This window comes from Thiomonas islandica, from assembly GCF_055383445.1.
In genome coordinates this window covers 959,077-978,854 of sequence record NZ_AP042391.1, presented here as the reverse complement: position 1 = coordinate 978,854, position 19,778 = coordinate 959,077, and the positions used below count along the sequence as shown (strand labels likewise).

16 protein-coding genes, 1 tRNA gene and 3 pseudogenes are annotated in these 19,778 nt (G+C 65.6%); 9 read left to right on the top strand and 11 right to left on the bottom strand.

The window, feature by feature from the left end; genetic code table 11:
• Positions 1–57: 57 nt before the first annotated feature.
• Together ACZ47F_RS04700 and ACZ47F_RS04695 are read left to right on the top strand one after the other, a co-directional pair.
• Positions 58–846, top strand: coding sequence for a gamma-glutamyl-gamma-aminobutyrate hydrolase family protein (locus ACZ47F_RS04700; RefSeq protein ID WP_464926128.1), 789 nt, complete (start codon positions 58–60; stop codon positions 844–846).
• A gap of 8 nt (positions 847–854) precedes the next feature.
• Complete coding sequence (locus ACZ47F_RS04695; RefSeq protein WP_464926127.1) at positions 855–1,298, top strand: methyltransferase family protein; 444 nt, start codon at positions 855–857, stop codon at positions 1,296–1,298.
• On the opposite strand, the gene ACZ47F_RS04690 is transcribed toward ACZ47F_RS04695, so the two are convergent.
• Positions 1,224–2,003 (bottom strand): hypothetical protein, encoded by a 780-nt coding sequence (locus ACZ47F_RS04690; RefSeq protein WP_464926126.1) that lies wholly within the window; start codon positions 2,001–2,003, stop codon positions 1,224–1,226. The two genes, ACZ47F_RS04695 and ACZ47F_RS04690, sit on opposite strands and share 75 nt — an antisense overlap.
• 109 nt (positions 2,004–2,112) lie before the next feature.
• Between ACZ47F_RS04690 and ACZ47F_RS04685 the strand changes: the two genes are divergently transcribed.
• The gene (locus ACZ47F_RS04685; RefSeq protein ID WP_464926125.1) at positions 2,113–2,586 is read left to right on the top strand and encodes a CopD family protein; all 474 of its coding nucleotides are present in this window, start codon (positions 2,113–2,115) and stop codon (positions 2,584–2,586) included.
• A gap of 138 nt (positions 2,587–2,724) precedes the next feature.
• Here ACZ47F_RS04685 and ACZ47F_RS04680 read toward each other — a convergent pair whose 3' ends face one another.
• From ACZ47F_RS04680 to ACZ47F_RS04650, 7 genes are all read right to left on the bottom strand, one after another.
• On the bottom strand, positions 2,725–3,456 hold the full coding sequence (locus ACZ47F_RS04680; RefSeq protein WP_464926124.1) for a HugZ family pyridoxamine 5'-phosphate oxidase: 732 nt from the start codon (positions 3,454–3,456) through the stop codon (positions 2,725–2,727).
• A 58-nt stretch (positions 3,457–3,514) separates the two neighbouring features.
• Positions 3,515–4,885 carry an AmpG family muropeptide MFS transporter gene (locus ACZ47F_RS04675; RefSeq protein WP_464926123.1) on the bottom strand — a complete coding sequence of 457 codons (1,371 nt, stop codon included), beginning with the start codon at positions 4,883–4,885 and terminating at the stop codon, positions 3,515–3,517.
• A gap of 109 nt (positions 4,886–4,994) precedes the next feature.
• A complete protein-coding gene (locus ACZ47F_RS04670) occupies positions 4,995–6,398 on the bottom strand; it encodes an MBL fold metallo-hydrolase (protein ID WP_464926122.1) in 1,404 nt (467 codons plus the stop codon).
• A complete protein-coding gene (locus tag ACZ47F_RS04665) occupies positions 6,395–7,354 on the bottom strand; it encodes a ribose-phosphate diphosphokinase (protein WP_464926121.1) in 960 nt (319 codons plus the stop codon). Before ACZ47F_RS04665 ends, ACZ47F_RS04670 begins: the two co-directional genes overlap by 4 nt.
• Position 7,355: 1 nt before the next feature.
• Positions 7,356–8,876 carry a thymidine phosphorylase family protein gene (locus ACZ47F_RS04660; protein WP_464926120.1) on the bottom strand — a complete coding sequence of 507 codons (1,521 nt, stop codon included), beginning with the start codon at positions 8,874–8,876 and terminating at the stop codon, positions 7,356–7,358.
• 376 nt (positions 8,877–9,252) lie between these two features.
• Positions 9,253–9,492: a hypothetical protein gene (locus tag ACZ47F_RS04655; protein ID WP_464926575.1), complete on the bottom strand. Its 240-nt coding sequence runs from the start codon at positions 9,490–9,492 to the stop codon at positions 9,253–9,255.
• Between the two features lie 188 nt (positions 9,493–9,680).
• Positions 9,681–9,756 (bottom strand) — tRNA-Met (locus ACZ47F_RS04650).
• 65 nt (positions 9,757–9,821) lie between these two features.
• Here ACZ47F_RS04650 and ACZ47F_RS04645 point away from each other — a divergent pair.
• Positions 9,822–10,961, top strand: coding sequence for a tyrosine-type recombinase/integrase (locus ACZ47F_RS04645; RefSeq protein ID WP_464926119.1), 1,140 nt, complete (start codon positions 9,822–9,824; stop codon positions 10,959–10,961).
• Between the two features lie 39 nt (positions 10,962–11,000).
• On the opposite strand, the pseudogene ACZ47F_RS04640 reads toward ACZ47F_RS04645, so the two are convergent.
• Together ACZ47F_RS04640 and ACZ47F_RS04635 are read right to left on the bottom strand one after the other, a co-directional pair.
• Positions 11,001–12,562 (bottom strand): annotated as a pseudogene (locus tag ACZ47F_RS04640) (IS3 family transposase).
• Between the two features lie 322 nt (positions 12,563–12,884).
• Entirely contained in the window at positions 12,885–14,144 is a 1,260-nt protein-coding gene (locus ACZ47F_RS04635; RefSeq protein ID WP_464926118.1) for an integrase catalytic domain-containing protein, read from the bottom strand.
• 273 nt (positions 14,145–14,417) lie between these two features.
• On the opposite strand from ACZ47F_RS04635, the gene ACZ47F_RS04630 reads away from it, so the two are divergent.
• The 3 genes and pseudogenes from ACZ47F_RS04630 to ACZ47F_RS04620 form a co-directional block, all read left to right on the top strand.
• Positions 14,418–15,116, top strand: coding sequence for a hypothetical protein (locus ACZ47F_RS04630; protein ID WP_464926117.1), 699 nt, complete (start codon positions 14,418–14,420; stop codon positions 15,114–15,116).
• A gap of 91 nt (positions 15,117–15,207) precedes the next feature.
• Complete coding sequence (gene panD / locus ACZ47F_RS04625; RefSeq protein WP_464926574.1) at positions 15,208–15,555, top strand: aspartate 1-decarboxylase; 348 nt, start codon at positions 15,208–15,210, stop codon at positions 15,553–15,555.
• 249 nt (positions 15,556–15,804) lie between these two features.
• Positions 15,805–15,891 (top strand): annotated as a pseudogene (locus tag ACZ47F_RS04620) (50S ribosomal protein L13); the annotation flags it as partial.
• A gap of 18 nt (positions 15,892–15,909) precedes the next feature.
• Here the strand turns inward: ACZ47F_RS04620 and ACZ47F_RS04615 are convergent.
• Positions 15,910–17,168 (bottom strand): annotated as a pseudogene (locus ACZ47F_RS04615) (IS3 family transposase); the annotation flags it as partial.
• A 198-nt stretch (positions 17,169–17,366) separates the two neighbouring features.
• Between ACZ47F_RS04615 and istA the strand changes: the two are divergent.
• Both istA and istB read left to right on the top strand, forming a co-directional pair.
• Complete coding sequence (gene istA, locus ACZ47F_RS04610; RefSeq protein WP_464926573.1) at positions 17,367–18,884, top strand: IS21 family transposase; 1,518 nt, start codon at positions 17,367–17,369, stop codon at positions 18,882–18,884.
• Positions 18,877–19,677 carry an IS21-like element helper ATPase IstB gene (gene istB / locus ACZ47F_RS04605; RefSeq protein WP_464924246.1) on the top strand — a complete coding sequence of 267 codons (801 nt, stop codon included), beginning with the start codon at positions 18,877–18,879 and terminating at the stop codon, positions 19,675–19,677. Before istA ends, istB begins: the two co-directional genes overlap by 8 nt.
• Positions 19,678–19,778 lie beyond the last annotated feature (101 nt).

Here is a 19,778-nt window from a genome sequence, read left to right as displayed (position 1 = left end):
CGCAGACCCGGGCTGCGGCGCATAACATGAGATCGACATCGCCAGAGTAAGGACACCATGGCCGCCAAACCCCTGAAAATCGGCATCTCCGCCCGCATCGACCATCCGCAGCCGGGTCAAGCCGGGCTGCGCAGCAAGACCCTGCAATACCTCGAACAATCGGTCGCGCACTGGGCCATGTCGCGCGATGTGCTGGTGTTCATGGTGCCCACCGTGGCGACCAACAGCGGGCTGGTGCGCAGCAACATCCGCCTGTCCGACTACGCCGACGCGCTCGACGGCCTGATCCTGCAGGGCGGCGCCGACATGAGCCCGCACAGTTACGGGGAAGATCCGCTCAGACCCGAATGGGCCGGCGACCCGGTTCGCGACGGCTATGAAATGGAACTGCTGCACGAGTTCATTGAAGCGCGCAAACCCGTGCTGGGCATCTGCCGCGGCGCGCAGCTGATCAACGTCGCGATGGGCGGCACGCTCTACCAAGATCTGCCGACACAAAAACCCGGCCCGGTCCAGCACCTGAGCGACGCCTACGACCGCCACTTCCACCCCGTGCGCTTCACCGAGGGCGGGTTGCTCGCGCGGCTGTATGCCCAAGCCGATCCGGCCACGCTCCACGTCGTGTCAGTGCACCATCAGGCGGTGCGCACCCTGGGCCGCGATCTGGTGGTCGATGCGATCTGTCCCGACGATGGCCTGCCCGAAGCCATCCGCGGCACCGGGCGCAACTTTCTGCTCGGCCTGCAGTGGCACCCCGAGTTCCACCATCCGTCCAACCCCGCTCTGCTCGACTGCGCCCCCATCCTCGACGAATTCCTGCGCCATGTGCGCAAGCGCCGGTGGTAAGCCGCGACATGCAAACGCACACCCTCTCCCGGCTGTGGGTGGCCGCGCAGTTCGGGCTGATCGGCCTGATGGTCGCCTGGCCTGCGCCGCACTGGGCGCGCAGCGGGCCGTCGTCTGCGCTGTTGCTAGCCGGGTCTTTGCTTGCGCTGTGGGTGTTCTGGCACAACCGGCCGGGCAACTTCAACATCGTGCCCGAGCCGCGCAAGGGGGCGCATCTGGTGACCACCGGGCCCTACCGCTGGGTGCGCCACCCGATGTATGTCGCGCTGATGCTGTTCATGGCCGGTGTGGCCGCTGCAGCGCACAGTCCGGTGCATTGGGGCCTGTGGATCGCGCTGTGCATCGTGCTCAACTTCAAGGCGGCGATGGAGGAGCGCCTATTGCTTGGCGTGTGGCCGCAGTATGCGGGCTATATGCAGGCCACGCGGCGCTTCATCCCCGGGGTGTGGTAGGGCGCGGGCCAGCAGAAAGGCAAACCCCAGCCCGCCGCACACGGCCTGCAGCAGCATGGCCAGCAAGGCGCTGCCGTCGGGCAGGAAATTCCAGCTTGGGCTGAACGCCACGGCCACCAGCGGCAACAGCAGCGCAGCGACGCAGAGCTGATAGAAGCGCCAGCGCATCAAGTCCTGCGGCGCCATGTGGGCGCAGCCAGTCTGGTGCAACCCGAGCGCAAAGCTGCCTGCAGCCACCAGACTCAGCAGCCACGCACCGCCCTGTCCAGCCAACCACCCCCATGCGCCGAGCAGCAGCGCACAGATTGCCCCCAGCAGCCAGAGTCTTGACGCGCGCGCCTGCTTTCGGTGCCCCACCTGCAGCGCGAGCAGCGCCAGCAGCGCAAAATCGACCGCCACGCGCCACAGCGCCTGAAGATCGACCGCGAGATACAGACAGCCCCACTGCAGAGTGAACAGCACGCCACCCCACAGCGCGGCCGGCAGCGACACGCCTTGGGCGAACAGCGCGATGCCGCGCCAGCGCGACCACAGCCACAGCAGCAGCATGGCCCAGGCCGCGGAAATCGACGCCTGAAACAGCGGCGCCACCTGCGCGGCCACGGCCTGACTGCTGCCGTATTGCGCCAGCCAACACAGCATGGCGGCCAGCAGCGCAGCGGCAGATTTCAGGCGCGGCGACATCGAGAGAAACGGACGGAACATGCGCGCATTGTGGCCGACTGCGTGTCTCGTGTGCGCACTGAGACAAATCAAACCGCGCGTCCCCATGTTCTGCTGCAATCAGCGCACGCCTGTCGAGTCGCCGCCTGCCATGAACTGGAACGCCACCGCGCAATTCATCCACCTGCTCGCCGTCGTGCTGTGGATCGGCGGCATCGTGTTCCTGGACGGGTTTGTCGCCCCGGCGCTGCGGCGGGCCATTGATCAGCCCCGACCGCGGGCGCAACTGCTCTACCTGCTGTTTCGCAACTTTTTCGCCGCAATCTGGGGCGCGGGCGCGGCGTTGGTGATCACCGGCTACGGCATGGTGCTCCTGCGCGGCGGCTTTGGCGCGCTGAGTGCGGCACAGTGGGTGATGGTGGTGCTGGGCAGCGGCATGGTGCTGCTGGCGCTGTACATCTTTTTCGTGCCTTTCCTGCGCATGCGCAGCGCGGTGCGGCGGGCCGACTGGGATGCGGCCTGTGCCCAAGCCGGGCAGATCCGGCGACTGTCTACGGTGAACATCGTGCTCGCCGTGCCGACCATCCTGTCCGGCGTGTGGGCGATTTTCGGGCCGCTGGGCTGAAATCAGCCCTTTTTCGCCGCGCGCGGCGGCCAACGCGGCGGCCATGCTGAAGCCGCTGGGCAGCAGATCGTCTTGCTTGTCCAGGGTCTGCGCGATCAGTGCGAAGCGCTCGGCCAGACGCGTCTTTCGCGCTGCGGTTCAGACCGGCGCCGTGGCGCGCGCTTGCCGCGCGAGATCGACCAGCGCGGCGCGGGCAGATTCGGGGTCGCGCACCTCGGTGGGAAAGTCAAAGCGCAGCACATGGCCGTCGGCGCGCACATCGAAGCCGTCGCAGTCGATGCCGATCATCGCGGCGTCCAGCACCTCCACGCCGTGCACATGGCGGCAGTATGCGCGCAGGTTGTGCGTGTGGTCGGCGTTCATGTGCGCGAGGATGTCGTCTTCGGCTGCGGCCAGCGCAGGCGCCGGCGGCGGCGCGTAGCGCTCGGGGCGGATCCAGTGAATCTTGCCGAATCCGCCGATGTAGCGCACGTCTTCGACCTCGATGCGGTAGAAGTGAAAGTCGTGCATCGCGAAATAGCCCTCGGCCTGCGGCAGATAGCGCAGGTAGCGCGCGCCAAACGCGGTCTTGTCGGGCAGACGCGCGGCGCGGCCGACCAGGGTCACGCGACCGGCGGCCTGCATGTCGGGCGCGCAGGGATGGACGATCAGGCTCACCCGCGGGTCGGCGTCGATGTTCTTGGTGTGCTCGGCCAGCGTCGAGATCAGGATGACTGGATTGCCGTCGTGGTCGAGCACGAAGGGACAGACCGAGCCAAAGGGAAAGCCGTCCAGCCGCCTGGACAGGGTGGACAGCACGCCGTTTTGATGCGCACGCACGAACAGCCGGGCTTCGCGGCCCAACTCCAGAGCATGTTCGGTATCAGCCATGTCGGGTTCCTCCTTCGATCATTCGAGCAGGCGCGGCTTAACGGGTTCTGAAGGACGCTCAGCCCTGCGCCCGGGTGACATCGCGCGCCATGATGGTGTCGCGCAGCCAGTAAATCAGCACCACGCCGGGCACGGCAGCGGCCACGGTGAACAGATAGAACGCCGGCCAACCCATCGCATCCACCAGATAGCCGGTGGCCGGGCCGACATACACCCGTCCGACCGCCGACAGCGCCGACAGCAGCGCGAACTGCGTGGCCGAGAACCGCACATCGCACAGTGCCGAGAGCAGCGCGACGAACGCGGCCGTGCCCATGCCGCCGGTGAAGTTCTCGATGCCCACCGCAGTGGCCATCAGCGGCAGACTCTTGGCAGACACCGCCAGCAGCCAGTACGCCAGGTTGGACCCGCCCTGCAGCACGCCGAACAGCAGCAGCGCCCGCCACAGCCCCAGCCGCGCCTGCAACGCCCCGCCCAGCAGCGCGCCGAAAATGGTGGCAGCCAGCCCCATGCTTTTGTTCACCAGCCCCACGTCCGCCGGGCTGAAGCCCACGCCACGGATCAGGAAGGTGGTCGACAGCGCCCCGGCGAACGCATCGCCCAGCTTGTAGAACACAATGGCCAGCAGCAGCACCCATGCGCCCTTGCGACTGAAGAACTCGTGCAGCGGCTCTGCCACCGCCTCGCGCAGGGTGCGCGGCGGCGTGACATGCAGCCGTGGGCGCGGCGCCCACAGCGTGGCTGCGGTCAACAGCAGCATCAGCACAGCCATCAGCGCGTACACCCCGCGCCAGCCGGTGACATCGGTGGCCAGCCACAGCGCCAGGCCGCCGGAGACGATCATCGCCAGACGATAGCCCAGCACCAGCACCGCCGCTCCGGCGCTGCGCTCTTCCGCCGGCAGGACATCGGTGCGGTAAGCGTCGATCACGATGTCCTGCGACGCGGAAAAGAACGCCACCCCCACCGCCAGCAGCAGCAGCGGTACCGCGCGGGCGCTGGCGGCATCCACCCCCAGACGCTCGGCCGCGTGCACCAGACCCGGCCAGGCCGCCGCCTGATCTGGCCCGGGCACACCGACAGCGGCCATCATCCCCAGCGCGGCCGCCAGCAACAGCTGCGCCAACAGCAGCCAGCCGCGCCGCCGCCCCAGCCAGCGGCCCCACAGCGGCACGGTGAACCGATCCATCGCCGGTGACCACAGGAACTTGAACACATACGCCTGCCCGACCAGGGTGGCAAAGCCGATCGCCTTCAAGCTCAGCCCTTCCACCGTCAGCCAGGCCTGCAGCGTGCCCGCGGTGAGCGCCAGCGGCAACCCAGAGGAAAACCCCAGCAGCAGAATGGCCGCGATACGGCGGTTACCGAACACCGCCCAAGCCGAGGCCGCGGGCGGGCTTTGCTGCAGGGAATCGGCGGGAGCGGACATCGGCAGGCGCGGCAGTGAGTCTGTGCAGTGCACAGGATAAACCCGCGTCCGGCTCAGCCCGCACCGCACTGGCGCAAGACGCCGCGTGGCGTCCGACCTCGCACCGGCCTCAACGCAGCAGGATCGGCTCGCCCGCGCCTGGAATCTGCCATGGCATGCGCCGCTGCTGCAGCTGCTGGCCAAACGCCTTCATGCCGCGCTCATGGTCGCCGTGCACCAAAAACACCTTGCGCGGCGAACCGCAGCGCGCCAGCCAGGAGAGCAGTTCGCTTTGCCCGGCATGGGCGGAAAAGCCGTTGATGGTGTGGATCTGCGCGCGCACCTGAATGTCCTCGTCGAACAGGCGCACATGCTTGGCGCCGTCGATGATCAGGCGTGCAAGCGTGCCCTGCGCGGCGTAGCCGACGAAGATGATGCTGGCTGCGGCGTTCCACAGGTTGTGGCGCAGGTGGTGGCGCACGCGCCCGCCGGTGGCCATGCCGGAACCCGCCATGATGACTGCACCGCCGCGGATGGTGTTGATCGCCATCGACTCGGCGGCGTCGCGGGTCATGCGCAGTCCCGGCAGCGCAAACGGGTCGCTGGTCTTGAGCCGGACGTTGAAGCTGTCGCGCAGCGCCTCGGGATAACGGGTGAAGATCTCGGTGGCGGAAATGGCCATCGGCGAATCGAGAAACGCCGTGAGATGACGCGGCAGCCTGCCCTGCTCCATGCCCACCGACAGGGCGTAGAGCACCTCCTGCGCGCGCTCCAGCGCGAAGGTGGGAATGACCACATTGCCGCCGCGTGCGTGGGTGGTGGAAATGGCGTCGATCAGCTCATCCACCGACGCGTCCCAAGCGCGGTGGTCGCGGTCGCCATAGGTGGTTTCCATCACGACATAATCGGGCGGGGCGGGCGGAGCCTGCGGGTCGGCCAGCAGCGGGCGACCGGGGTTGCCGATGTCGCCGGAAAAGTAGACCGTGTGCGTGCCACCGCCGTCTTGCAGTTCGAGAAAGATCGAGGCCGAGCCCAGGATGTGACCGGCGTTCATGAACGTGGCCCGCACGCCGCCTGCCACCTGCATTGGCTGGCCGTAGGCGGCGGTGCCGTCGAAAAAGTCCATGCTGTGAAACGCATCGGCCAGGGTGTAGAGCGGCTGCGGCGGTTTGGTATCGCCACGGTGGTGGGCATGGCGCTCGGCGCGGCGGGCCTCTTCTTCCTGTAGCCCGGCGGCATCGGTGAGCACCAGCCGGGCCAGCTCGCGCGTGGGCGCTGTGCTGATGATGCGGCCGCGAAAGCCCCGCTTGACCAGCAGGGGGATGCGGCCGCAGTGATCGAGGTGAGCATGGGTGAGCAGCAGCACGTCGATCTTGCTGGCGTCGAAGCCGAAGTCCTGCGCGTTTTCCTCGGCCAGTTCGTGCCCGCCCTGAAACAGCCCACAGTCGATGAGCACGCGGGCCGAGTCGGTTTCGATCAGGTGGCAGGAACCGGTGACCTGCTTGGCGGCACCGTGGCAGGATAGTCGAATCATGGCGAGCTTCCTTTGCTGCTAGGCGTCTGGCTGCATCCCGCGGCGCACAGGTCGAGCACGCCCTGCGCCAGATCGGTGTCGAGCGCGATGGTGTCCACACCGGGCGCGGCAACATCATCCACTGTATTGGTCACCGCGATGCGTGCGGCGCCCGCGGCGCGCATCGCATCCAGCGCATCGCCCGCGAACAGGCCATGCACTGCGACGCACACCGGCGGCGGACTGCCTGCGGCACGCAGATGATCGAGCGCGGCGACCAGGGTGCGGCCGGTGCTGATGATGTCGTCGATCAACACCGGGGTGCGCCCAGGATGCCGGTGCAGATCGGGGATGGTCGAGCGCACCTCGGTGTCGCCCAGCCGGGTTTTGCGCACCACGATCACAGGCGCCCCGGCGCGCACGGCCACATCGGCCGCCCATTGCGCGCTCTCGCCGTCCGGCCCGACGATCAGCGGCTTGGGCACCTCTGCCACGATCCACTGCGCCAGGTGCGGCGCAGCATGCAGCACGCGGCTGCGCAGGTTGTAGACCTCGGACAGATCATGGATGCGATGCAGGTGCGGGTCGACCGTGAGCAGCCAGTCGACATGCGCCGACAGCAGGCGGGCATACAGCCGCGCGGACACCGCCTGACCTGGCGCAAAGCGCATGTCCTGCCGCATGTACGCCAGATACGGCGCCACCAGCCCGACCTGCAGCGCACCGAGTTCGCGCAGGGTGTCTGCGGCCATCAGCAGCGGCACGGTGCGCGCGTCCGGCTGGTTCAGGCTGCACACCAGCACGGCCTGACTGCCCGGCGGCGGCGGCTCCACCCGCACCAGACTCTCGCCATCGGAAAACGCATGCACCGTGCAGGACATCACGCGCACATCCGCCCTGCTCTGCAGCGCCCGCGCCATGGCCTGCGCGCGGGCGGCATTGCCCGGCATGGGATAGAGCAGCAGGGGGCCGTTCATCTCAATCCTCAAGGTGAATGATCGGGGGATGGCGCGCGACAAAGTCGAGCGCATACGCCAACTCGCCCTGCGACTCGGCATGCAGCACGAACAGCGGCGCGCCGCGCTCGACCCGCTCGCCCACATGCGCGCCCAGCCACAGCCCGGCGGTCTTGGCATGCGGCGCCCCGGCCAGCTTGGCCGCGCGCGCCAACAGGCGGTTGTCGATGCGCGCCACACGCCCATCCCGCTCCGCAGCGATGGGATGGGCGTAGGGCGCGCGGCCCGGCTCGCGCAACCCGCCCTGCGCGCGGCAGATTGCCTGGAACTTGCTCCACGCGCGGCCGTCGGCTAGGGCGGATGCGACCAGATCGAACGCCGCCTGCCCGGCGGCCAGACCGCCCAGCTCGACCACCGCGGCAGCCACCTGCAGAGCGCGCTGGCGCAGGTCGTCGGGCGCGTGCGGCTGGTTCTGCAGCACCGCGAGCACATCGTGCGCCTCCAGCGCCGGCCCAACACCCCGGCCCACCGGCTGGCTGCCGTCGCTGATTAGGCCGTGCAGCTTCAGGCCGATGGCGTGCGCGGTGCGCTGCAGCGCATGCAACAACGACTGCGCCTCGGCCTGGCTGCGCACCTTGGCGGTCGGCCCGGTGGGGATGTCGATCACCACATGGGTGGACCCGGCAGCGAGCTTTTTCGACAGCACCGAGGCAACCAGCTGGCCTTCACTGTCCAGATCGAGCGTGCGCTCGACACGGATGAGCAGATCGTCGGCCGGGCTCATGTTCATCGCCCCGCCCCAGGTCATGCAGCCACCCTCGGCGTCGACCACGCGGCGCATCGCATCCAGGCTGAGATCGACCCGGGTGATGGTCTCCACCGTGTCAGCGGTGCCCGCGGGCGAGGTGATCGCGCGCGAACTGGTCTTGGGCATGACCAGCCCCAGGCTGGCGACGATGGGCACGACGATGGGCGTGGTGCGGTTGCCCGGCAGGCCGCCGATGCAGTGCTTGTCCACCACCACCGGATGCGCCCAGCTCAGACGCCGGCCGCGCTGTACCATCGCCCGGGTCAACGCAGTGACCTCGGCCGCGCTCATTCGCCCGCCCGCGCAGGCCACCAAAAAGGCGCTGATCTCCACATTCGACAGCCGCCCTGCGACCACGTCGGCAATGATGGCGTCGAGCTGGCTTTCGCTCAGGTGCTGGCCGTAGATCTTCGCCCGCACATGGCTCATGCTGTCGCTGGGCGGGGCGTAACGAAACTGCAGCCGCTCGCCCTCGGCCGGCGCAAGCCGCCGCCAGGCCGATTCCGACAGCCCCACCTCGTCGGGCTGCAGCAGCGATCCGGTCACCAGAATGTTCAGCGTGGCGATGATGCTGCGCTGCGGGGCGATGACCTCGACCCGCGCATGCGCCTCGAACCCCTCGGCCCGGCACACCGGAGAGTCGGCGCGCAGCACCACCACCGGCTCGTGGTGGGTGTCGATCCCCAGCCGCACCGGGCGCAGCAGTGCGGCATCCGCAAGGGCTGGTGCTTGCATGGAATCCTGCATGGCAGATCACAGAGGGTGCAGTTTGCTGATGCGACGCAGGCTAGTGCGCCAGCCCGCCACTGGCAAGTGAGGGCCGCTCCGGGTGGACGATTTGTGGTGTGGGGATGATCTGCGTCAAGCCCGTGGCGGGCGCAGGTCGGCGATGGTGTGCGCGCTGGACGGCCCGTTCGACCCTTCGCGCTTCAGCATGAGAAATCATCCCAGATGGTCCATTAGCCCCTATCCAGATTTGGCATGGAGCAAGGAGCCTGCACGACTAAAAATCACCTGCGGCGGGTTTTACTCGGTCTTTGGTTTTTCAGTCGGTGGCCCCGGTCATGCCATTGGCATCCAGTACCGACCTGTGGAGATCGAGGTCACGGATTCAGGGTGATGACAGGCGTGGCACGCCGAGCCGCTCGAAGGATGCGTTGTTCAGCACACGATGTATTTCCGACCGGCTGGCACGCCACCAGTGCCGGCCGTGGCCGGCGATTTTCGCAGCCAGATCCTTGCTTGCACCGAGAGCGCGCAACTCACGCAACAGGGTGGTGCCACGCCGCCACTGTTTCAATTGCAGCGCGCGCAACCTTCGTCGCAGCCATTCGTCCAGAGAGCGAAACACCTTCGGTGTCTGCGCCAGCTGGAAATATGCCTTCCAACTCCCCACGGTCGGTCACCCTTGCGCAGTTGCGCTTGGCTTCGCTCGCTGTGGTCAGCTCGCGGAGGGACTTGCACCCTCAAGAGGGCGCCCATGCTGGGGGCACAAAAAAGCCAAGCACCGCTGAGTGCTTGGCTTGATTGAGAAAATTTTGGTTGCGGGGGCAGGATTTGAACCTGCGACCTTCGGGTTATGAGCCCGAATCCAATTTGCCACGCAGACCCCATGAATGCTATGTTCTCCACTATTGTCTTGGCCATTTAGGACAGTAGCGGGACACTTGAGGGACGAACATGGCAACAATCTCGGAGCGAATCGGCGCGGATGGCAAGCGCGTCTGGCAAGCCAAGGTTCGAAAGAAAGGTGCGCCTACGATCAGCCGTACGTTCGACCTGAAAGCCGACGCAGAGACATGGGCTCGGGAGATTGAGCGAGAGCACCAGCGCGGCAATATCGCGGTCTTGAGACAAGATGCAGTGCGCACAACCATCGCCGACGTGTTGGAACGGTACGAGAGTGACCGATTGCCGCAGTTGCGCAGTCAGGCAACGGTCCGAGGCCACCTCGCACGGATCCGCGAGCGGTTCGGAGCGTTTTACATCGCGAACATCCGTGGACTAGAGATTTCGAGATGGTGCGATGACTTATTGAAATTAGGCCTAAGCAACACGACCGTGGGCCATCACCTCACCAGCCTTTCCGCCCTGTTCACGTACATGGCAAAGGACCTCAGCATTGATTTGCCAGGGGGCAACCCATGCCGATTGGTACGCAAACCCAAGCGTTCTGATGCCCGCGACCGGCGCTTACGGCCCGGCGAGTACGAAGCCTTGCATGCCAAGCGCCCCGATCTGCTGGCATTCATCATCCTTGCCATAGAGACGTCGATGCGCAGGGGGGAGCTTGTAAACCTCCGCTGGAAGCACGTCGATTTGGAGCGTCGCACCGCACATCTGCCAACCAGCAAAAACGGCGAGTCGCGTACTGTCGCGCTGTCGTCTTTGGCCGTTGCAACCTTGGCCGACCTGCCAAGACGCAGCGACGGAAACGTGTTCCCCTGGAAGACTGGCGACGGTTTTTCGTCCGTCTGGAAACGACACCGCGCACAGGCTCGCAGGAATTACATCCTGGGCCGGGTTCGTGACGAACTCATAGCACAGGGGGTGGACGGCGAAGCACAGGTCCGTGCTCTCGTGTATCACAAGCGCGAGCCTCTGCCAGCCACTTTAGCGCTGTACAAGCGTATTGAGGAATCCGATCCATTTTTCACCGATCTGCGCTTCCATGACCTGCGCCATGAAGCGACTTCAAGATTATTCGAGAAGGGTTTAGGCACCATGGAGGTTGCTTCAATGACAGGACACAAGAGCCTTTCGATGCTCACGCGATACACACATATGGACGCAGCAAAGCTGGCCCAGAAGTTAGGGTGACTTGTCATCCGGCGCGCGTCAAGGTAGTTGTCGCCTGAGTCACGCAGTTTTTTGCTGAGTCTGTTGAGCGCTGGCAGTCGCGTTGACCACGGTGTCGCGCTCTGGATTGAGGGTTACCACCCCGATGGGCGACCAGTTCCGTGTGTTGCCGGACCAGCGTGCCGGGTGGCGCTGCTGGGCCTGGAGGTAGAGGTCATGTCGCGCAGCCAGAATGGCGCGATCCTCACCAGCATGGCGCTGTTGCGGGCTGACGTAGCGAATGCCGCTGTGGCGGTGATCGACGTTGTACCAATGCACGAATCCAGCCGCCCAGGATCTTGCCTCGTCCAAGCTGGCGAAGCCCTTGACAGGGAACTCGGGCCGGTACTTGGCCGTTCGGAACAGCGCCTCGGCGTAGGCATTGTCATCGCTGACGCGAGGCCGCGAGTACGACGGCTTCACCCCCAGCCACTGCAGCATGGCCAGCACCGTCGTGGCCTTCAGGGTGGAGCCGTTGTCGCCGTGGAGCACGGGCTTGGTCTCCAGGGTGGCGATGCCCTCGGCCAGCGCGGTGCGGCGCACCCGATGCGCGGCATGCGTGGAATCGTCACTGTCGTGCAGTTCCCAACCCACGATCTTGCGGCTGTACAGATCCAGGATCAGATACAAATAGAACCAACGGCCCAGCACGTTGGCTGGCAGGTAGGTCATGTCCCAGCACCAGACCTGGCCAGGGGCCGTCGCGATGTGGGTGGTGGGTGGGCGTGTGGCCTTGGGCGGCTTGGCCCGGCCCCGACGGGCGTTCTGACCCTGCGCACGCAGCACACGGGCGAAGGTTGACTCACTGGCCAGATAGATTCCCTCGTCTGCCAGCATCGGCACGATGCGCGCCGGTGGCACCGAGGCGAAACGCGGCGCGTTGGCCACTGCGAGCAGCGCAGCGCGCTCGGCCGGGCTCAGGGCGTGGCTTGGTGTGGGGCGCTGCGCCTGCGGCCTGCCATCGCCCGCCGTGAGACCATCCTGGGCCTTCCAGCGCTGCAGGGTGCGCACATCGATGCCGACCATCTCGCAGGCCGGCTGCAGCCGTGCTCCGGCACTGTGGGCCGTATCAATGTCATGGGCCAGGGCTTGGCGATCTTCGAGGCCAATCATGCGTCCTCGCCCTTGTGGAAGATCACCGCAACTTTTTTTGACAGCACCAGCAGGGCTGCCGTCTCGGCCAGAGCCCGGTCCTTGCGTAGCAGGTCGCGCTCGAGCTCCTTGATGCGCTTGACCGAGGCACGCGTGGCCTGGGGGCTGGCGCGTGCGTCCTCGGGGTTGGTCAGCGCGGCGGTGCAACTCGCCCGCCACTGGCTCAGCTCGGTCGGGTACACGCCGTGTTCGCGGCACCAGGCGCTCATGCCCGCCTCGTTCAGTGCCGCCGTGGCGATGACCGCCTCAAGCCGGGCGCCGGCAGTCCAGGCCCGCCCTCGGGCGGGCCTGGACTGCGCATCCTCGCGCCAGCGCCCCAGGGTTCCCGCTCCAATGCCAACTTCCCGCGCCACAGCCTCCAGCGCTGCGCTCTCCGGCGGCAGCAACCTCGCAACCGCCCTGTCCTTGAATGCCTGTCCGTATCGTGCCATGTCCGTCTTTCATCGCCGCCCCTGGGATTGTTCTATCGAGGCGACAACTATTCTGACGCAGGGGGGAGTATTTTCCAATTCAGGTATGAGCCTGAAGCCGGGATGAGTTGGGTTCTTTGAAGTCGGGTTGATCGAGGTTGAAAGGGGCAGTGTAAAGAGGGTTGGGTTGAGGCTTGGATCGTTTCATTGGAAGGCCCCTGCCAGGCCGCCGGAGGCCCCCCTCCAGTCTTGCTGCAAGCGCTGCCGACCTGCGCCGTCCTTCCCGCAGGGATCTGAGTGGGTTGGGATGGACCCGCTCCCTGCGGCGCAGAGCGGCCTCCTGTCAGGCCTGTTGCCGGGGCGTGTTGAACCGGGCAAAGAGCGCCGCCTTGGCCTTCTGCATGGCCTGAGCGGCGGCCAAATCGGTTTGCGCAGCCGCCTGAGCCTGCAAAGCCTCCAGCGTGACGCCCGCCTTGAAACGCACCAAGCCCTGCGCACTGAGCTGCGCCAGGCAAGCCAGGGGCGTCTTCACATCGGCGTGGGCGTAGCGCTTGACGATCTTGCCCTTGGGGCTCGTGATCTCGGTGGCGAACAAGCACGGGCGATGCCCATTGAGCCAAGGGTTGAAGACCGTTTGGTAGAAGGCATTGATGATCTGGGCATGCTGCTGCGGGATGTGGCTGTACCCCATGTGCTTGCGCACCACGCTGGCGTTCTTGCTCTCGGCCAGCGCGTTATCGTTGCTGTGGCGGGAGCGGGACTTGGTCTGCTCAATGCGCAGCTTCTCCAGCATCTTGGCCACGCGGGCGTTGATGTATTCCGAGCCGTTGTCCGAATGAAAGCCTGCGATCTCGAAGGGGAACTGGGCGATGACCAGGGCCAGCACGGGCAACAGGTACGCCTCGCTGATGCCCTGCACGCACGCCTGCACCTGCCATTGGCTGACTGCGTCCACGCAGGTGATGTGATACACCCCCTTGATGCCGTCCAGGTCGCCCTGGTGCACGGTATCGATGCGCACAAAGCCCGCGCGCCCCTGGGGTTGCGGTGCGCGCCGCGTGCCAATGGGGTTGTTCACCGGGCGGGTCTTGGTGAGATGCAGGCGCTGGGCGCGGTAGCCCGCGCTCTTGCGCAGGTTGTACAGGTGCGAGACCGACAGCGTCGCCAAGCGGGCATAGCGCGCGTCGCCATAGACGTGGTAAGCCCGATGCAGCAGGTGCGCGATGGCCGGGCCGCAGACATCCTCATGGGCGCGATCCATCTCCACCAGCAGCGTGACATCGCCGGGCGTGAACTTGCGGGCGAAGGGGGCTGCCGGGGCGCCGTAACGCTTGACCAGCGGCTGTGCGGCCAGGCGGTTGGCCTGCCACCGGCGCACCAGGCGCGTGAGTTGCGCGCGGCTGTAGCCGCTGGTGTGGCGCAAATAGGCCAGCACGACCCCGCGTTCGCGCTTGGTGCGACCGGGGTCGTCAAACCGCCGCAGAACCCGACTGATGTGGGCGTAGCGCTGCGCATCGTCGCCATGCGGTGAAAACTCGACTTGTGCATTGGCGCTGAGAAATTGCTCGAGTTGCGCGATTGTGGTCAGTCGCGTGTCGTCCATGTTGATCACCATCCTGGAGATGATCAACCCGCTTGAAACGCAGACCCCAACCCACGTTCAGGCTCATCCCTCAGTGGAATGACGCACTTCGTTCAGGCTCATTCCACGTTGGACAAGGCTGGGGGTTGACGCCGCCAGCAATAGCAACAAGAATGATTCCTATTTTCTGGGGTCGGTTCCATGCACATTCGGCGTTTTGGCGGCATTTTTCTTTTCACACTGCTCGGCTTGGGCTGCGCTCAGCCGGCATCCGCGCAGCAGTGGAACTGTGATGTGGACGACTACATCACCAAAGCCATCGGCATTGAGGAGCCTTGGCTGGAAAATGCCGGCTATCTGTTCTCCCAGGTCAGCAACGGGCATCCAGGCTCCCTGACGCTAGCGCCCGAGGTCGAAACGAAGCTGAGCGATCGCGTCGGGATGGAACTCGATTTGCCGGCCTACACCGCGAACACGCCTGTTGGAAGCGCCCCTTCAGCCTTCGGCCCCGCAGCGGCCGGGCTCAAGTTGGCGGCGCTACACGAGTGCAATATGAGCCAGGGCAAGGCCACGCTGCTCACGTTCGAGGTTGAAGGGCAGTATTGGGCCGATCCACGCCCCTCCGTGCTGCCGGGTCAGGGCAACGCCGTTTCGGCACAAGTCATGTGGGCGCAGCTCTGGTATCCCTGGTTCACCCAGGGCGAAGCGGGCTACACCCAGCGCGTGGGCGCCGGCATCACCAGCGGCTGGTTTGTCAACACCAGCCTGGGCAGATCCATCAACACGGCTTACGCCGCCCAGTTGGAGGTGGAGATGGACAACCAGTTGACCTTGGATGACGGCCGGCGCGGCATGGAGGGCTCGGTGATGCCGCAGATCGCTTATCACGCCTCCACCGTTTGGCTGCTGGCAGTCGGGGAGCAGGCATCGATTCAGCAAGACCGTTCGCAACCGCAGTGGTCAACCTGGGTGATGGCGGAGCGCGAGTTTTAGAGCGTTCTACGATGCCGGCTTGCCGCAGCAACTTTACCCACCCGCCGACATGCCTGACTCCACAGCCTCAAGCGCCACGCCCACCCGGGTGATGCTGCGCGCCAAAATTCACCGGGCCACACTCACCGGCGCCGATCTGCATTACGAAGGCTCTTGCGGCATCGACCAGCGACTGCTGGATGCCTGCGACATCATTGCCGGCGAGCAAATCGAGATTTACAACGTGACCAATGGCGCGCGCCTGAGCACCTACGCCATTGCCGAGCCGGCGGGCAGCGGCAACATCACCTTGAATGGCTCGGCCGCGCGCCATGCCGCCGTAGGCGACCTGCTCATCATCTGCACCTACAGCCCGATGGTCGATGCCACCGCGCGCAGCTTCCGCCCACGCATCGCCCTGCTGGATGCCTGCAACGGCATCGCATCGATGAAGGCCTGAGCGCGTATTTGAAGCCCATTCAGAACTCGGCCTCGGTTTCCAGCTTAGAATGCGCAGTTCCGGTTTTTTCGGCCGCCGGAGCCATGGTCCCAGGGCCATGCCGCACGACCCGCAGAATCCGCCCTCTCCGGAATCAGCCAGTGCTGCATGGATCGTGCTTCAGCGAGACCCGAAGGCCATGTGAGAGAGCCTGCCGCAGCATCCGAGCAGGATAAAAGCGCCACAACCTTAGTGAATGAACCCACATCCATGAAAACCTTCAGCGCCAAACCGGCCGAAGTGACGCATGAGTGGTTTGTGATTGACGCGACGGACAAAGTCCTCCGGCGCGCGTCAAGGTAGTTGTCGCCTGAGTCACGCAGTTTTTTGCTGAGTCTGTTGAGCGCTGGCAGTCGCGTTGACCACGGTGTCGCGCTCTGGATTGAGGGTTACCACCCCGATGGGCGACCAGTTCCGTGTGTTGCCGGACCAGCGTGCCGGGTGGCGCTGCTGGGCCTGGAGGTAGAGGTCATGTCGCGCAGCCAGAATGGCGCGATCCTCACCAGCATGGCGCTGTTGCGGGCTGACGTAGCGAATGCCGCTGTGGCGGTGATCGACGTTGTACCAATGCACGAATCCAGCCGCCCAGGATCTTGCCTCGTCCAAGCTGGCGAAGCCCTTGACAGGGAACTCGGGCCGGTACTTGGCCGTTCGGAACAGCGCCTCGGCGTAGGCATTGTCATCGCTGACGCGAGGCCGCGAGTACGACGGCTTCACCCCCAGCCACTGCAGCATGGCCAGCACCGTCGTGGCCTTCAGGGTGGAGCCGTTGTCGCCGTGGAGCACGGGCTTGGTCTCCAGGGTGGCGATGCCCTCGGCCAGCGCGGTGCGGCGCACCCGATGCGCGGCATGCGTGGAATCGTCACTGTCGTGCAGTTCCCAACCCACGATCTTGCGGCTGTACAGATCCAGGATCAGATACAAATAGAACCAACGGCCCAGCACGTTGGCTGGCAGGTAGGTCATGTCCCAGCACCAGACCTGGCCAGGGGCCGTCGCGATGTGGGTGGTGGGTGGGCGTGTGGCCTTGGGCGGCTTGGCCCGGCCCCGACGGGCGTTCTGACCCTGCGCACGCAGCACACGGGCGAAGGTTGACTCACTGGCCAGATAGATTCCCTCGTCTGCCAGCATCGGCACGATGCGCGCCGGTGGCACCGAGGCGAAACGCGGCGCGTTGGCCACTGCGAGCAGCGCAGCGCGCTCGGCCGGGCTCAGGGCGTGGCTTGGTGTGGGGCGCTGCGCCTGCGGCCTGCCATCGCCCGCCGTGAGACCATCCTGGGCCTTCCAGCGCTGCAGGGTGCGCACATCGATGCCGACCATCTCGCAGGCCGGCTGCAGCCGTGCTCCGGCACTGTGGGCCGTATCAATGTCATGGGCCAGGGCTTGGCGATCTTCGAGGCCAATCATGCGTCCTCGCCCTTGTGGAAGATCACCGCAACTTTTTTTGACAGCACCAGCAGGGCTGCCGTCTCGGCCACTCGAGTTCGACATATTTTTGCGTAAGTCATTGATTCGCCTATGTTTCGGCAGTCGAAATTGGCACTACGGGGCGATGTCGAAGGGGTCTTTGGTGGGGACGTCGAGTTGAAGCTGGTCGAACAAGGCGAGCTGCTCGGGGCTGAGATCGGTCAGGCCGCTGGCGGCGCCTTGGCCTGTTGTTACCGACCGAAAATTGAGCCACTTTTGAGGGTTGTGCCGACCGAAAACTGAACCAGGTGTTCGACCTACCCTGCTGCATTTCTGTGCGGTGGGGGACAGCAGGAATGATCACCATGGACATGATCGGCAAGATTCGGCGACTACACCGCCGGGACCATCTCAGCGAGCGCGAGATTGCGCGCAAGACGGGCCTATCGCGCAACACCGTGCGCAAGTGGTTGCACGGCGAGGTGCCAGAGCCACCGAAGTATCAGCGCACGGCGCAGGCGTGCAAGCTCACGCCGTTTGAGGACAGCATCAAGCTGGCCCTCAAAGTGGATGCGAGGCGGCCGCCGCAGGAGCGGCGCACGGCGCAGGCGTTGTTCGCCGAGATCAAGGCGGCGGGTTACACGGGGAGCTACAGCCGCGTGACGGACTTCATTCGTGCATGGCGGCGAGCCGCCGGCCAAGAGTCCGGCGGCAAGGCGTTCGTTCCGCTGCGCTTTGAGTTGGGTGAGGCATTCCAGTTTGACTGGAGCGAAGAGGGGCTGGTGGTCGGCGGGATCTACTACCGGGTGCAGGTGGCCCACATGAAGCTATGTGCCAGCCGTGCCTTCTGGCTGGTGGCCTACCCGAGCCAGGGTCACGAGATGCTGTTCGATGCGCACACACGCTGCTTTGCGGCGCTGGGTGGCGTGGCTCGGCGCGGCATCTACGACAACATGAAGACCGCCGTGGACAAGGTCCGCAAGGGCAAGGGTCGGGTGGTCAACGCGCGGTTCGCTGTGATGTGCGCACACTACCTCTATGACCCGGACTTCTGCAACGTGGCCTCTGGCTGGGAGAAGGGGGTCGTTGAGAAGAACGTGCAGGACAGCCGCAGGCGCATCTGGATTCAAGCCGCCAAGGAGCGATTCGGTAGCTTTGCCGAGCTCAACGCGTGGCTGGGCGATCGCTGCCGGGCGCTGTGGGATGAGGTGCGACATCCCGAGCACGACCAGTTCACGGTGGCCGAGATGCTCGACCTCGAACGTCCGCACCTGCTGCCAATGACGATGTCATTCGACGGCTATGTGGAGAAGCCCGCGCGCGTGTCCAGCACCTGCCTCGTGTCGGTGGCGCGCAACCGCTACTCGGTGCCCAGCGAGTGGGCCGGGCAGATCGTCAGCACGCGGCTGTATCCCGGCCAGGTGGTGATCGTTGCCGACGACAAGGAGGTCGCGCGCCATGCGCGGCTGAGCAATGCGGGTGAGACCCGCTACGACTGGCAGCACTACGTGCCGCTGGTGCAGAGAAAGCCGGGCGCCCTGCGCAATGGGGCACCCTTCGCCGACATGCCCGAGCCACTGCAGCGCTTGCGGCGCAGCCTTCTCCGCACGGCAGGGGGCGACCGCATCATGGCGCAAGTGCTGGCGATTGTGCCCACCGCTGGACTGGACGCTGTGCTCGTCGCTGCGGAGTTGGCCCTGGAGAACGCGCCGCCATCGGGGCGCGTCAGCGTGGAACATGTGATCAACGTGCTGGGCCGACTGACGCCCACGGTCGTGCCACAGAACGCGGCCACGACACTGCAGGTCAACATCGTGCCCATCGCCAATACCGCGCGATATGACGCCCTGCGGACCTGCGACGAGGGAGCGGACCATGCGTGACCTCGCTGTGGAACTCAGGCAGTTGCGGCTGCATGGCATGGCTGGAGCGTGGGCCGACCTGACCGAGCAAGGAGACCGTTCGGAAGCCGCCAGCAGCCGCTGGCTACTCGAACACCTGCTGCAGGCCGAGGTGACCGATCGCGCCATGCGCTCTGTGAACTACCAGATGCATACGGCGAAGTTCCCGATGCACCGGGACTTGGCCGGTTTCGACTTCGACGTCTCACCAATCGACCGCAAGCTCATCGCGCTGCTTGCCGAGACCACGTTCACCGAGGCCGCCCACAATGCGGTCCTGGTGGGCGGCCCGGGCACGGGGAAGACGCATCTGGCCACAGCCATTGGCGTGTCCGCCATCACGCAGCATGGCAAGCGTGTGCGCTTTTATTCAACCGTCGACCTGGTCAATGCACTGGAGCAGGAGAAGGCTCAGGGCAAGGCTGGACGCATCGCTGCCAGCTTGCTGCGGCTGGATCTGGTGATCCTCGATGAACTGGGCTACCTGCCGTTTAGCCAGGCTGGCGGCGCGCTACTGTTCCATCTGCTGAGCAAGCTCTATGAGCACACCAGCGTGATGATCACGACCAATCTGGACTTCGCCGAATGGTCCAGCGTGTTCGGCGACGCGAAGATGACGACGGCGTTACTCGACCGGTTGACCCACCACTGCCACATCGTCGAAACCGGCAACGACTCGATCCGCTTCCTGCGCAGCACCGCTGAGGCCAAGACTCGGATCAAGGCGCGCGAACAGGCTCGCAAGGCCGCGCAGACAGCAATGCCAAGTGACTGACGCAGCCGAGAGGGAAGCCGCTCCGGGCGACGCCCTGCGCAGCTTCCCTCTCGGCATCAACCCACCAACGAAGGAGACCACGACCAAGGCAAACCTCTACA